General features: G+C 71.8%; 9 protein-coding genes. 6 read left to right on the top strand and 3 right to left on the bottom strand.

Going from position 1 to position 12,946, the window contains the following annotated elements; translation table 11 throughout:
• The first annotated feature begins 54 nt into the window (after positions 1–54).
• A complete protein-coding gene (locus AC3WXD_RS20895) occupies positions 55–3,147 on the top strand; it encodes an ATP-binding protein (RefSeq protein WP_492324610.1) in 3,093 nt (1,030 codons plus the stop codon).
• On the opposite strand, the gene AC3WXD_RS20890 is transcribed toward AC3WXD_RS20895, so the two are convergent.
• Positions 3,144–3,491, bottom strand: a complete 348-nt coding sequence (locus tag AC3WXD_RS20890; RefSeq protein WP_492324609.1) for a type 1 fimbrial protein — start codon at positions 3,489–3,491, stop codon at positions 3,144–3,146. The two genes, AC3WXD_RS20895 and AC3WXD_RS20890, sit on opposite strands and share 4 nt — an antisense overlap.
• A gap of 534 nt (positions 3,492–4,025) precedes the next feature.
• On the opposite strand from AC3WXD_RS20890, the gene AC3WXD_RS20885 reads away from it, so the two are divergent.
• Both AC3WXD_RS20885 and AC3WXD_RS20880 read left to right on the top strand, forming a co-directional pair.
• Entirely contained in the window at positions 4,026–5,510 is a 1,485-nt protein-coding gene (locus AC3WXD_RS20885) for a metal-dependent hydrolase family protein (protein WP_492324608.1), read from the top strand.
• A gap of 77 nt (positions 5,511–5,587) precedes the next feature.
• On the top strand, positions 5,588–7,222 hold the full coding sequence (locus tag AC3WXD_RS20880; RefSeq protein WP_492324607.1) for a Na+/H+ antiporter: 1,635 nt from the start codon (positions 5,588–5,590) through the stop codon (positions 7,220–7,222).
• A 44-nt stretch (positions 7,223–7,266) separates the two neighbouring features.
• Here the strand turns inward: AC3WXD_RS20880 and AC3WXD_RS20875 are convergent, their stop codons facing one another.
• Positions 7,267–7,590, bottom strand: a complete 324-nt coding sequence (locus AC3WXD_RS20875; protein ID WP_492324606.1) for an antibiotic biosynthesis monooxygenase family protein — start codon at positions 7,588–7,590, stop codon at positions 7,267–7,269.
• Between the two features lie 100 nt (positions 7,591–7,690).
• Positions 7,691–8,476, bottom strand: a complete 786-nt coding sequence (locus tag AC3WXD_RS20870; RefSeq protein WP_059411905.1) for an AraC family transcriptional regulator — start codon at positions 8,474–8,476, stop codon at positions 7,691–7,693.
• 202 nt (positions 8,477–8,678) lie between these two features.
• On the opposite strand from AC3WXD_RS20870, the gene AC3WXD_RS20865 reads away from it, so the two are divergent.
• The 3 genes from AC3WXD_RS20865 to AC3WXD_RS20855 all read left to right on the top strand — a co-directional run bounded on the left by AC3WXD_RS20865 (position 8,679) and on the right by AC3WXD_RS20855 (position 12,895).
• On the top strand, positions 8,679–10,133 hold the full coding sequence (locus tag AC3WXD_RS20865) for an SLC13 family permease (RefSeq protein ID WP_492324605.1): 1,455 nt from the start codon (positions 8,679–8,681) through the stop codon (positions 10,131–10,133).
• Positions 10,134–10,244: 111 nt separating this feature from the next.
• Positions 10,245–11,468: an MFS transporter gene (locus AC3WXD_RS20860; protein ID WP_052165841.1), complete on the top strand. Its 1,224-nt coding sequence runs from the start codon at positions 10,245–10,247 to the stop codon at positions 11,466–11,468.
• A 386-nt stretch (positions 11,469–11,854) separates the two neighbouring features.
• Entirely contained in the window at positions 11,855–12,895 is a 1,041-nt protein-coding gene (locus AC3WXD_RS20855; protein WP_492324604.1) for a DUF535 family protein, read from the top strand.
• Positions 12,896–12,946 lie beyond the last annotated feature (51 nt).

The following is a 12,946-nucleotide window of genomic DNA, read 5'->3' as shown; positions in this document are numbered from 1 at the left end:
CCGCGTGCCTGGATCCCGATGCGCGAACGCATCAAAGAGCAACGGTAATCTACCATGCCTGCATCGTCGTCTCCCAGCTTGCTCGCCCGCGTCCGCGGCCATCAGCGCATCGTCCTGTTCATCGGCTCGGCGGCGCTGACGCTCCTGATCCTGCTGGCGTTCGCGCTGGGTCTCGCCGGTCTCGTGCGCGAGGACCTCAACGACGAGCGGCAGGCGTTCCAGCGCGACCTGGGGCGCGTGATGGACGTCGTCAGGGCGAGCGAGACGCGGGTGCGCATCGCCGCCGTCGGGATCGAGACCGCCTGGGAGGGCACCGGCGCCGCCGATGCCGCCGACGTGAGCGCGTTCGAGGCGCAGGACGGCCGCATCGTGTTCCCCGTCACGCCGGACTCGCGCGGCGCGCTGGTCCTGCGGCTGGCGCGCGGGCAGGGCGCCGGCGGCGAGGCGGCCGGCCATTTTCTCGCGGTGGCGCGGAGCACCGCGGGCGCGGGCAGCAGCCTGGTCAAGACCATGAACGACGCGGTCGGGCTGCCGTGGGGGCTGAGCGGCTATTTCGTGGCGCCGGCGGCCGCGCTGGTGGGCATCAGCCCGCTGCCCGACCTGGCCGGCGCGCCGCTGCCGCGCATCGCGGCCGATCCGGCCAGCCTGTCCGCCTACTACGGCGCGGGCCTCGAGCAACTCGCCTCGTGGTCCGCGGCGCCGCGCGGCGCCAGCCGGCCGCTGCGCTGGCTGCGCCCGCGGGCCGATCCGCTCACCGGGCGGCCGCGCCTGCGCGTGCTCGCGCCCATGACGGCGCACGGGCGGCCGATCGGCATCGTCGCCGGCGAGTTCAGCCCGGAGCGGCTGCTCGAGCGGCTGGAGCCGGGCTCGTTTTCCGGGGCCTACCGCGTGGCCGACGAGCGCGCCGAGGCGGTGACGGGCAGCGCGTCCGGCCCGGCGGCGCCGCCGCCGGCCGGCGCCGGGGCGGCGCAGTGCCGCGGGCCTGCCGCGCCCGGCGCCGCCGGGACCTATCGCGACGGCATGCTGCTGCTGTGCGCGCCGCTCGGCGACACCGGCTGGACGCTGGCCTACGCGGTGCCGGGCCGGGTCATCGCCGCGCGCGTGGCGCGGGACGGCGCCGCGCCGGCCATCGCCACCGGCCTGGCCATCGCGCTGCTGTGGACCTTCGTGCTGCTTTTCAACCGCAAGATCCTCGTGCCGCTGTTCGCGCGCTCCGAGCGCGTGTTCGACAGCGAGCACCTGAGCCGCACGCTGATCGAGACCGTGCCGGTCGGCCTCGCGCTCGTCAACGCGAACGACAACACCGTGCTGCTGGAAAGCGCGCACATGCAGGCGCTGGAGCGGCGCATCGGCACGACGGCCGACGGGCAGCTCGGCGACGTGCTCCGGCGGCACGCGCCGGCCGCGTTCGGCGCGCCGGGCGGCCGCGCGGCGGCGGCGCTCGACGTGGAGCTGAACCTGCCCACCGGGGACGGCGGCACCATCGACGTGGCCGCGAAGCTGGCGCCGTCGCACTACCAGGGGCAGCCGGTGGTGGTGGCGACGCTGGCGGACGTCACCACCGAGCGCCAGCTCGCGCGCCAGCTGTCCGCGGCGAAGCAGGCGGCGGACAGCGCCAACGCGGCGAAGAGCGCTTTCCTCGCGGCGATGAGCCATGAGATCCGCACTCCGCTCAACGCGATCCTGGGGCATCTCGAATTGCTCGAGCGGCTGCCGCAGGCGGCGCCCGTGGCGCCGCGCGTGCGCACCATCGCGTCGTCGTCGCGGGCATTGCTGGACATCCTCAACGACATCCTCGACTTCTCCAAGATCGAGGCCGGCGAGATGCGCTTCGAGCCGATCCGCTTCGACGTGGCGGCGCTGATCCGCGAAACGGTGGCGATGTTCATGCCGCTGGCGCAGCGCAAGGGACTCGCGCTGGAGGCGCATTTCGACGCGGCGCTGCCGCGCTGGTACACGGGAGACCCGGGCCGGGTCCGCCAGATCGTGGCGAACCTGCTGGGCAACGCCATCAAGTTCACCGAGCGGGGGCGCGTGTCGGTCGACGTCGATGCGGCAGCCGATGGCACGGATGGCGCGGACAGCGCGGCGGCGCCGCTGCGGATCCGCGTGGCCGACACCGGCATCGGCATCGCGGCTGCGCAGCAGGCGCGCATCTTCGATGCGTTCGACCAGGTCGACGTGTCGGTCACGCGCCGCTTCGGCGGAACGGGGCTGGGGCTCGCGCTGTGCCGGCGCATCGCCGGGGCAATGGGCGGCACCATCGCGGTGGCGAGCGAGCCGGGCCGCGGCAGCACCTTCACGGTGACGCTGCCGCTGCGGCCGGCCGCGGGCGGCGCGCCCGCGCATGACGACGCCTCGCCCGCGGCCGGCGACGGGCACGACGCGCGCGGCATCCACGTGCTGGTGGCCGAAGACCACGAAGTCAACCGCGAGCTGATCCGCGACCAGCTCGACGCGCTGGGCTATACCGGCGACATCGTCGAGAACGGCCTGGTCGCGCTGCGCCATTTCAACGAGCGCCACTACGATCTGGTGCTGACCGACCTGTCGATGCCGGTCATGGATGGCTACACGCTCGCCACGTGCCTGCGCAACCAGGGCGCGCGCACGCCGATCGTGGCGATCACCGCGGACGTCACGGCCGCCGATTCGCAGCGCCTGCGCGACGCGGGCATCTCCGGCGTGCTGCTCAAGCCGATGTCGCTGGCCTCCATCGACGCCGCGGCGCGGCGCTACCTGAGCCTGGCGGCCGACCCGCGCGCCGAGGCCGCCATCGAGGCGGACGCCGCGGGCGCCGATGCCGCGTTGTCCGAGATGCTGCTCGGCACGCTGGAGCAGCGCACCGCGCAGTCGCTTCAGGCGGCCGCGAGCGCGATCACGCGAGGCGACCGGGCAACCGTGTCGGCGGAGGCCCATTCCATCAAGGGCGCGTTCGCGATGCTGCATGCCACGGACGTGGTCGAGGCCTGCTCGCGGCTGGAAGCGCTGCTGGCGGACCGGCCCGACGCCGCTTCCGGCGTCACCTCCGGCGCCACCCCCGGCGAGCTCGCGCAGGCGCTCGCCGAGGTGCGCAGCCGGGCATCGTCGGCGCTCGCGCGCATGGCGCGCGATGCCGGGTTCGGGCGGGTCGATGCCGGCGGCTAGCGGTAGGTGATGACCGCGGTCATCCGGGAATGGCGCGCGGCGGCGAGCGCCGGCAGGCCGATCGACTGCGTGCGGTGCGTGAACCCGACGTGGCGCGCCGGGAGGTGGCCGGGCGTGCCGGTGAAGGCGACCTTGCCGGCGACCGGGCGCGGGCAGGCCGTGTGGAACCGCATCCGCTCGCTGTCCGCGGGATGCACGCTGAATGAACAGGGCGGCTCGACCAGCGCGCCGCTGAAGCGGATGGTCCCGCCCGTCTGCGCGCTGGCGGCGGCGCAGGAGAGGAGCAGCGCTGCGAACAGCGACGAGGCAAGGATGGTGTGAGAGACGATCGAACGGCGTGCCATGGAAACCTCCGCGAGATGAGGTGCGTCGCGGCAATCGACATGTCCGTCGGAAGACTGGCGATTAGCCGCTGCACATGGAAATCGAGATCATGCCTGGTAATTGAATGACCGGTTGAGTGACCGATTGAGTGGTTGATAGAATGGTTTAATGAATGAAAAATCGATGCGCCGGGATTTAAAGATTAATCATTGCCCGGTTGAATAAATTCTGTGCGCATCATGAAATGACCGCAAGCAGGGCAATCCCTAGGCATTCCGTGTCATAAAAAAATTGAACCAATTCGCGGTGAAAGGCGCGGCGGGCTTATGGCGATGGATCGTGGTCATGCATATCGTTCTTTTTCGCATTGGCCGACGTTGTCCTATCGCACATATCCGATTCACTGCGCCCCAATCCGGTGCGTTATGTCCGCAGTGTGTCAAACCGGCGCGCATGCCGGCGCGGTATCGCGCCATCGCGAAATCCAGTTTGCGAAAGATTCGCCGGCAGTGAGAGAATGCAGCCTGCTGCCACAGCAAGCCGCGGAGAACGGAATGACGAACATGATTGGCAATGAGAGTCAGCGTCTGGCGTACAACTCCCGGTGCCGTTGCCGGAGTGACCTGACGCATGCGGTCCTGCGGCGGCTCGGCGAGGCGGCATCGGGCCGCCTGCCCATGCAGGAGCTCGCGGCCGGCGCCGCGGCGGGCGGGCCCGCGCTGGCGGGGCCGGGGCCGGGGCCGGGGCCGGTGCCGGCGCAGGCCGCGGCGCGCCCGACGCGGCTCAGGGGCGCGCGGATCTTCGACGGCAAGTCGGACGCGCTCCTGCAGGGCCTCGACGTGATCGTCGCGGGCAACCGCATCGAGGGCCTCGTTCCGGCCGGGCAGGACGCGGGCGATGCGCAGGTGATCGACTGCGCGGGGCACGTCGTCATGCCCGGCATGATCGATGCGCACTGGCATTCGATTCTCGCCGCGGTGCCGCTGAACGTGGCGATGACGGCCGACATCACCTACATCTACCTTCTCGCGGCGCAGGAAGCCGAGCGGACCGTCCTGCGCGGCTTCACCACCGTGCGCGACGTGGGCGGGCCGTCGTTCTCGCTCAAGCAGGCGATCGACGAGCACCGCATCGCGGGCCCGCGCATCTTTCCTTCGGGCGCGATGATCTCCCAGACCTCCGGGCACGGCGACTTCCGCCGGCGCGGCGAGCTGCCGCGCACGGCGCTGTGCTCGCTGAGCGCGGCGGAAGTGGCGGGCATCTCGTCGATCGCCGACGGCGTGCCGGAGATGCTGCGGCGCGTGCGCGAGCAGCTCATGCTGGGCGCCAGCCAGATCAAGATCATGGCCGGCGGGGGTGTGTCGTCGATGTTCGATCCGCTCGACTCGGTCCAGTACACGGAGGACGAGATGCGCGCCGCCGTCGCCGCCGCGTCGGACTGGGGCACCTACGTCTGCGCCCACGTGTACACCTCGGCCGGCATCCGCAGGGCCATCGCGTGCGGCGTGAAATCGATCGAGCATGGCCAGCTCGCGGACGAAGAGACCGTGCGCCGGATCGCCGACGCCGGCGCGTGGTGGAGCCTGCAGCCGTTCCTGGCCGACGACGACGCCAACCCGAAGGCGACCGACGCGCAGCGGCTGCAGCAGAAGGCGATCGCAGAAGGCACGGTGCGCGCGTTCGAGCTTGGCCAGAAGCACGGCGTGAACATGGCGTGGGGCACCGACGTCCTGTTCAATCCCGCGGGCGCGCTGACGCAGGGCAAGCAACTGGCCAAGCTGGCCCGCTGGTTCGGTCCCGCCGACGTGCTGCGGCTCGGCACCAGCCGCAACGCCGCGCTGCTCGGCCTGTCGGGCGCCCGCAGCCCCTATCCCGGCGCGCTGGGCGTCATCGAGCCGGGCGCGTTCGCCGACATGCTGGTGATCGGCGGCAACCCGCTCGAAGACATCACGCTGATCGCGGACCCGGCCAGGAACATGAAGATCATCATGAAGGACGGCCGCATCCACAAGAACACGCTGGGCGTGCCGTACCACTAGCCGGCCAGGCGAGGGGACGCGAACGGACATGCAAGGCCGCGGCGCGGCGCGGATACGGGGCAGCCAAAGGGGGCGCATTGGAAAGCATCAATATTGCCATTGCCATGCTGGGCGCGGTGCTGGTGAGCGGCGCGGCGGTGCGGGTCATCCCGTGGCCGGTGCCGCTGCCGCTGCTCCAGATCGCGCTGGGTTTCCTGATCGCCGGCGTGTTCGAGCGCGGCGTCAGGCTCGACCCCGACGTCTTCTTCCTGCTGTTCCTGCCGCCGCTGCTGTTTCTCGACGGATGGCACATCCCCAAGGACATGCTGCGGCGGGACAAGCTGGGCATCTTCCAGCTTTCCGTGGTGCTGGTCGTCATGACCGTGGTCGGCGCCGGCTACGCCATCCACTGGATGATTCCGTCGATGCCGCTGGCCGTCGCGTTCGCGCTGGCCGCCATCATCTCGCCGACCGATCCGGTGGCGGTGGCCGGCATCACGCGCCGCCTGACCGTGCCGCGCCGCATCACCTCGATCCTCGAAGGCGAGGCGCTGTTCAACGACGCCAGCGGGCTGGTCGCGTTCCGCATCGCCATCGCGGCGGCGATGACCGGCGCGTTCTCGCTCTCGTCGGCGGTGATGTCGTTTCTCTGGGTGGCGGGCGCGGGGCTGGGGACCGGCGCGCTCGTCACGGCGGCCGTCATGCGGCTGCGCGACGGCTTCACGAAGCGCTTCGGCGAGGAGCCGCGCTCCGAGGTGCTGCTGAGCCTGCTGATCCCGTTCGCCGCGTATTTCCTTGCCGAGCACGTCGGCGCCTCGGGCATCCTGGCCGCCGTGGCCGCCGGCGTGACCATGAGCTACGCGGAGTTGTCGGGGCGCGTCAGCGCGTTCGCGCGCATGCAGCGCCAGGCGGTGTGGGACATGGTGCAGTTCGTCCTCAACGGGATCATGTTCGTGCTGCTCGGCGAGCAGTTGCCGCGGGTGTTCCGCGCGGCGGCGCGGACCGTGACGCAGGCCGGGGACGACCCGTGGCTGCTGCCGGTGTACGCGCTGCTGATCTGGCTCATGCTGGCGGCCCTGCGCCTGGCGTGCATCTTCGTCTCGGTCAGGCTGGCGCGGATCGTGCGCAATGCCACGCCGCCGCCCGAGGCGCGCGCCACGCCGCGCATCATGCTCGCGCTGTCGCTGGGCGGCGTGCGCGGCGCGGTGACGCTGGCCGGCGTCATGACGCTGCCGCTGCTGCTGCCCGGCGGCGAGGCGTTCCCCGCGCGCGACCTCGCGATCTTCCTCGCCGCGGCCGTGATCATCATCTCGCTGGTCGGCGCGAGCATCGGCATGCCGCGCCTGCTCAAGGGCATCGAGCCGGCGCGGTCCTCGCCGCACCAGCGGCAGCGGGAATTCGCGCGGCAGGCCGCGCACCGGGCGGCGGTGAACCGCATCTCGACCATCCTCGACGCGCAGCGCGAAGAGGATTCCTCGCTGGAGGCGCGCCGCTACATGGACGTGGTCGACCAGGTGCTGGCAGGGCTGCACGAGCCGCTCGGCCATGCCGCGGAGCCGGCGGGCGACGGCCACAAGCCGGTGCGGCGGGACGTCGAGCGGGCCATGCGGCGGGCCGCGATCGAGGCATCGCGCGAAGCCATCTACAAGCTCGCGCGCGAGCGCGAAATCTCGGACGAGGTGGCGCGCGACATGGTCCGGCTGCTGGACCTGGAGGAAGTGCGGCTGGCCTGACCCGCGCCGGCGCGGGCGGAGTGCGCGGTGTCGGTTGCGCGGTATCAGTCCAGCGAGAAATCGTAGTCGCGCTCGACCCGGCAGATGCGGGTCTTGTAGGCCGCGTACCAGCGCTCGCGGCCGAGCCGCTGCGCCATCAGGTGCGCGGCGTCGCGCTTCCACGCCGCGATCGCTTCGAGGCTTTCCCAGTAGGACACCGTGATGCCGATGTCCTCGCGCGCCGACTCGACGCCGAGAAAGCCGGGCTGCCGCGACGCGGAGGCTTCCATCGCCTCGGCCATCGCGCCGTAGCCGTTGTCGGCCCCGGTGCGGATGGAGGTGAAGATCACGGCGTAATAAGGGGTGGCGCGGGTCTCGGCAATGGGCATCGGGGGCCTCTCGTCGCGTGGGAAGGGGACTGGCCGGCCATCTTACCAAGGCCCCGCCGGGCCGGGTGCCATTGGCCCATGCATCGGCCGACGCATCGGCCTACGTGTCGGCCCGGTGCGCCATGAAATCGCGCGGCGCCTGTCCCAGCGCGCGCCGGAACATGGTGGAGAACGCGCCGGCATTGGCGTAGCCGGTCTCGGCCGCGACGTGCCCGAGCGGCTTGCCGCGGCTCATCAGGTCCACCGCGTGGGCCAGCCGCAACTGCTGGCGCCAGGCGGCGAAGCTGGTGTGCAGCTCGGTGCGGAACAGGCGCGCCAGCGTGCGCTCGCTGGCGCCCGTGCGCGCCGCCCACTGCGCCAGGCTCAAGGCCGAGCCGGGCGCTTCCATCAGCGCGTCGCACAGCGCCTTGAGGCGGCGGTCGGCCGGCAGCGCCAGCCCGGGCCACAGCGCGGGCGCCGCGCGCAGCTCCTCGATCAGCAGCTCGGCGCTCAACTGCCGCCGGCGCGGCGACAGGTCCGCCGCGCCGGCGAGGGCGACCAGCAGCTGCCGCATCAGCGCCGACACCTCCAGCACCGTGCAGCTCGCAAGCGACAGCGGCGCCGCGGCCGGCAGCACGTAGCAGGCATGCAGCGCGGCATCGCCGAGCGTGACGGTCTCGTGCTCCACGTCCGGCGGGATCCACACCGCGCGCATGGGCGGCACCACCCAGGTGGTGTCCCCGGCCGTCACCCGCATGCTGCCGCGCAGCGGCAGCGTGACCTGTCCCCATGCGTGGCGGTGGCGGCGGATGATGGCGTTGGGCGGCGGCAGGCGCAGGTGCACGACGACCGGCTGCGCGGCGGTCGGTTCGGTCAGCGGGATGGGCTGGTAGGTGGTGCGCGTCATCGGCGGGTGTCTCGTCGCGGGGATTCCCGGGGCAGATCCTGCGCCGGGTCCGGCGTGATTTTCGGTGCGAATTCCGGTGCGAATTCCGGTGCGATTGCCGGCGGTGGCCGGAATTCATAAGAAATTGCCCGGAAAGTGTAACTCCGCCAAACGCGCGCGGCCTAGCATGACCGGCATGCCAAGGCGCCACGGAGCCCGCCCCATGAGCAACACCATCAGCAACACCAGTCCGGCCACCGCCGCGGCCCGGCCCGCGGCCAGCCCGCCGCCCGCCGGCAAGCTTTCCGACAGCGCGCGCGCCGCGGCGGTCATCGCCGTGTGCGTGGCCGCCGTGTGGCTGGCGGGGCGCGCCGCCGGCCTGCCGGCCCCGCTGGTGACGGCCGCGGCGCTGGTGGCGTCCACCGTGTGCTGCTGGGCGCTCGGCGTGCTGCCGGAGCCCGTCACCACGCTGCTGTTCTTTCTGTGCGCGGTGCTGCTGCACGTGGCGCCGCCCGCGGTGGCGTTCTCCGGCTTCGCCTCCACCGCGTGGTGGCTGATGTTCGGCGGCGCAGTGACCGGCGTGGCCTTGCGCCACACCGGGCTGGCGCAGCGCCTGGCGGCCATCGTCTTTCGCGGGCGCACGGGCAGCTACCGGCAGGTGATCGCCACCGTGGCGCTGAGCGCGGTCGGCCTGGCCTTCCTGATGCCGTCGACCACCGGGCGCGTGCTGCTGCTGATGCCCATCGTGCTGGCGCTGGCGGACCGCCTCGGCTACGCGCCCGGCTCGAACGGGCGCATCGGCATGGTGCTGACGGTGGCGCTGGCCAGCTACATGCCGCCCACCACCATCCTGCCGGCCAACATTCCCAACAGCGTGCTGCTCGGCGCGGCCGGCTCGCTGTATGGCATCAACCTCAGCTACGGCAGCTATCTGCTGCTGCATTTCCCCATCCTCGGCGCGCTCAAGACCGTGCTGCTGGTGTGGCTGGTGTGCCGGCTGTTCCCGGAAGCGGGGCGTCCCGCCGCGCCGCCGCCGCAGGACGCGGGCGCGCCGGGCCGGCAGGAAACCGTGCTGGCGGCGATCCTGGCGCTGGCCGTGGCCGGCTTCGCCACCGACGCGCTGCACGGCATCTCGCCGGCGTGGATCTCGCTGGCGGCCTGCATCGTGTGCCTGCTGCCCGGCGTGGGGCTGGTGTCGCCGCGCATGCTGGCCGAGCAGGTGCACCTGACGCCACTGATCTACGTGGCCGGCTTCCTCGGCCTGGGCGCGGTGGTGGAGTCGACCGGGCTGGGCCTGGCGATCAGCAGGGCGCTGCTGCAATGGCTGCCGCTGGCTCCCGGGCACGACGCCGCCAACGTGGCGGCGCTCGGCGCGATGGGCGCGGCCCTGGGGCTGGTGGCCACGCTGCCCGCGCTGCCCGCCGTGCTCACGCCGCTGGCCGGGGAGCTGGCGCAGGCCACCGGCCTGCCGCTGGAAAGCGTGCTGATGCTGCAGGTGCCGGTGTTCTCCACGGTGTTCTTCCCGTACCAGTCGCCGCCCATCGTGATCGCCATGCAGCTCGGCGGCGTGGGGCTGCGCGCCGGCAGCCGGCTGTGCCTGGCGCTGGCCGCGCCGACCCTGCTGGTGCTGCTGCCGCTGGACTACTTCTGGTGGCGGCTGCTCGGCTACCTGCCCTGAGCGCGGCGATGGCCTGCAAGCTCGGGCCATCTGAGGCATGATCTCGACCTTCGATCCGTGGCTCGCCCGAATGCGGGACCGGCCCGGCTCAACCGTAGGAATGCAATCGACATGACGACAAGAGCAGACTGTGCCGCGGCAACGCAAGCCGGCCCGGTGGGCGGCGCCAGCTGGATGACGCTGCTGCTGGCCACGGCCTGCGGGCTGATCGTGGCCAACCTGTATTACGCCCAGCCGCTGATCGGCCCGATCGGCCACGCGCTGGGGCTGTCGCCGCAGGCCGCCGGGCTGATCGTGACGCTGATCCAGGCCGGCTACGGCCTGGGCCTGCTGCTGATCGTGCCGCTGGGCGACATCATCGAGAACCGCCGCCTGATCTGCACGCTGCTGGCGGCCAGCGCGGTGGCGATGGCGGTCGCGGCGCTGGCCGGCCACGCCAGCGTGTTCCTGGCCGCGGCCGTGTGCATCGGGCTGAGCTCGGTGGCGGCGCAGGTGCTGGTGCCGTTTGCGGCGCACCTGGCGCCCGAGCACGTGCGCGGCCGGGTGGTGGGCAACGTGATGAGCGGGCTGATGCTCGGCATCATGCTGGCGCGGCCGGTCTCCAGCCTGGTCACCGACCTGTTCGGCTGGCACGCCATCTTCGCCGGCTCGGCGGTCGGCATGGCCGTGCTGACCGCCGTGCTGGCGCGGCTGCTGCCCGACCGCCGCCCGGTGCCGGTGCGCTACGGCGCCTTGCTGGCATCGATGTGGGAACTGCTGCGCACCCAGCCCGTGCTGCGCCGGCGCGCGGCCTACCAGGCCTGCATGTTCGGCGCCTTCAGCCTGTTCTGGACCACCGTGCCGCTGTGGCTGGCGGGACCGGAGTTCGGCCTGAGCCAGAAGGGCATCGCCCTGTTCGCGCTGGCCGGCGTGGCCGGCGCCGTGGCCGCGCCCATCGCCGGGCGCCTGGCCGACCGCGGCCTGGGCCGCCCCACCACCGCGCTGGCGATGGCGCTGGCGGCCGGCGCCTTCCTGCTGGGCATGGCCGGCACGCCCGGCTCGATGCCGGCGCTGGCCGCGCTCACCATCGCCGCCATCACGCTCGACTTCGGCGTGGCGGCCAACCTCGTGGTCGGCCAGCGCGCCATCTTCTCGCTCGGCGGCGCCATCCGCGGGCGGCTCAACGGCGTCTTCATGGCAATCTTCTTCGCCGGTGGCGCCATTGCCTCCGCGCTGGGGGCCTGGGCCTTCGCCCACGGCGGCTGGATGCTGACCAGCTGGATCGGGTTCGGGCTGCCGGTGCTGGCGGGGCTGTATTTCGCGACGGAGCGGCGGCCGGCGGCGGCACACCGCTGAGCCGGGGCCGGATTGGTCCCGGATTGTCCGGACTGCCGCGGAATGGGCGAGGGTAGGCGCTGACTTCGTGATGGCGCCGGCGCTTTCCCGGTGCCTTCCTTTGCCCGCGCGGGGAGGGAAACAGCAAGTGGCGAGCTGATCTTGTCGAGCGCGCGAGGCCGGCCCCAAGCCGGCCTTTTTTGTTGTCCGCAGAAATTCCCCACTTTCCTGTCAACGGGAACTATTACTGTTCGTTACGAAATATTACGAGCCGGATACATTTGCCTGGCCTCCCGTCCGTCGGGAGTCCTGCCGTCTCGTAAACATCGTGTCAGATGCCGCGGACAGACAAGACCGGTTATCGGCTTAGCTGCGGAACAGGGGAGCTTCAAGCCGTGCAGGGACCAGTGTCGAGCCTTCAATGGCTCTCGGCAATCCACGCCCGTGGTTTATTCCGTGACTTCGGGCCGTTTTTCTACTTCCGCTATCTGGCGACATTGAGCGCGCTGGCGGTGTTCTGTCATCCGCAATATGGCGCGCGCTCGCGTCTCAAGCGCCTGAAACTGTTCTGCCGCTCGGCGTTCCGCTTCGCGGCGGTGCGCGCCTGGCTGCAGGCGGTGGATGCCTGCGCGCTGATGCGGTGCGTGGCGGTGGCCAGGCCGGCGCTGCTGGAGCGCCCGTACCGCCCGCTGGGTGTGTCCGGGCTGGGCTTCCGCGCGCGCATGGACACGGTGCTGGACCACTATCGCACCCTGCGCGCGCTGGTGCCGATGGCGCTGTGCGAGCGCATCTACGTGCATGGCGGGCTGGCCTGCGCGTTTGGCGAGGCGCGCTATGCGCTGCGCCTGGCCGACTCGGGGCCCAACCCCAAGGAAGGCGAACTGGCCTTCTACTGGCAGGACACCGCCAGCGGCACCTGCCTGAGCCAGCTCAGCTTCTACCTCCGGCAGGGCAAGGATGGCGCGGAGGTCTTCGTCGGCGGCCTGCAGGGCCCGATGGGCGAGCACAGCCGCGACCTGATCCGCGAATCGACCAAGGCCTGCGATGGCCTGCGCCCCAAGGACACGGTCATGGCAGCGCTGCTCGCCCTGGCGGCGGCGCTCGGCGCGCGCCGCATCGTGGGGGTATCCCGGCGCAACCACGTCGGACGCCAGCGCCATACGCCGCGCGCGATCCTGTGCGACTACGAAAGCTTCTGGGCGGAGTACGGCGGCGTGCCGCTCGGCTGCGGCAACATCGGCATGCCGGTCGACCAGCCGCGCCGCGACGTGATGGAACTGCCCTCCAGGAAGCGCGCCGCCTATCGTCGCAAGCAGGCGCAGGCCGACGGCATCCAGGCGGCCGTGCAAGGCTGGCTGACCGCACCCGACGCCATGCCGGCCACCATGCATGCGCCGGCCCTGATGCAGGTCAGGCCGGCGGAAGGCTCGTCGCCGATGGCGGCCTGAAGGCGGCATCAGGACGGCCGGCGGCGAGGCGGCGCCGCGCCGGATGCCACC

The sequence above is a fragment of the Cupriavidus sp. FW216-B1 genome, assembly GCF_058789195.1.
The sequence above is the reverse complement of the archived record's forward strand: the minus strand, read 5'-3'. Positions and strand labels throughout refer to the sequence as shown.

Excerpts from the sequence above, each read along its gene's own strand:
- AC3WXD_RS20860 (WP_052165841.1), top strand. The coding sequence starts at position 10,245 with ATGACGACAAGAGCAGACTGTGCCGCGGCAACGCAAGCCGGCCCGGTG.
- AC3WXD_RS20890 (WP_492324609.1), bottom strand. The coding sequence starts at position 3,491 with ATGGCACGCCGTTCGATCGTCTCTCACACCATCCTTGCCTCGTCGCTG.
- AC3WXD_RS20895 (WP_492324610.1), top strand. The coding sequence starts at position 55 with ATGCCTGCATCGTCGTCTCCCAGCTTGCTCGCCCGCGTCCGCGGCCAT.
- AC3WXD_RS20885 (WP_492324608.1), top strand. The coding sequence starts at position 4,026 with ATGACGAACATGATTGGCAATGAGAGTCAGCGTCTGGCGTACAACTCC.
- AC3WXD_RS20875 (WP_492324606.1), bottom strand. The coding sequence starts at position 7,590 with ATGCCCATTGCCGAGACCCGCGCCACCCCTTATTACGCCGTGATCTTC.
- AC3WXD_RS20865 (WP_492324605.1), top strand. The coding sequence starts at position 8,679 with ATGAGCAACACCATCAGCAACACCAGTCCGGCCACCGCCGCGGCCCGG.
- AC3WXD_RS20870 (WP_059411905.1), bottom strand. The coding sequence starts at position 8,476 with ATGACGCGCACCACCTACCAGCCCATCCCGCTGACCGAACCGACCGCC.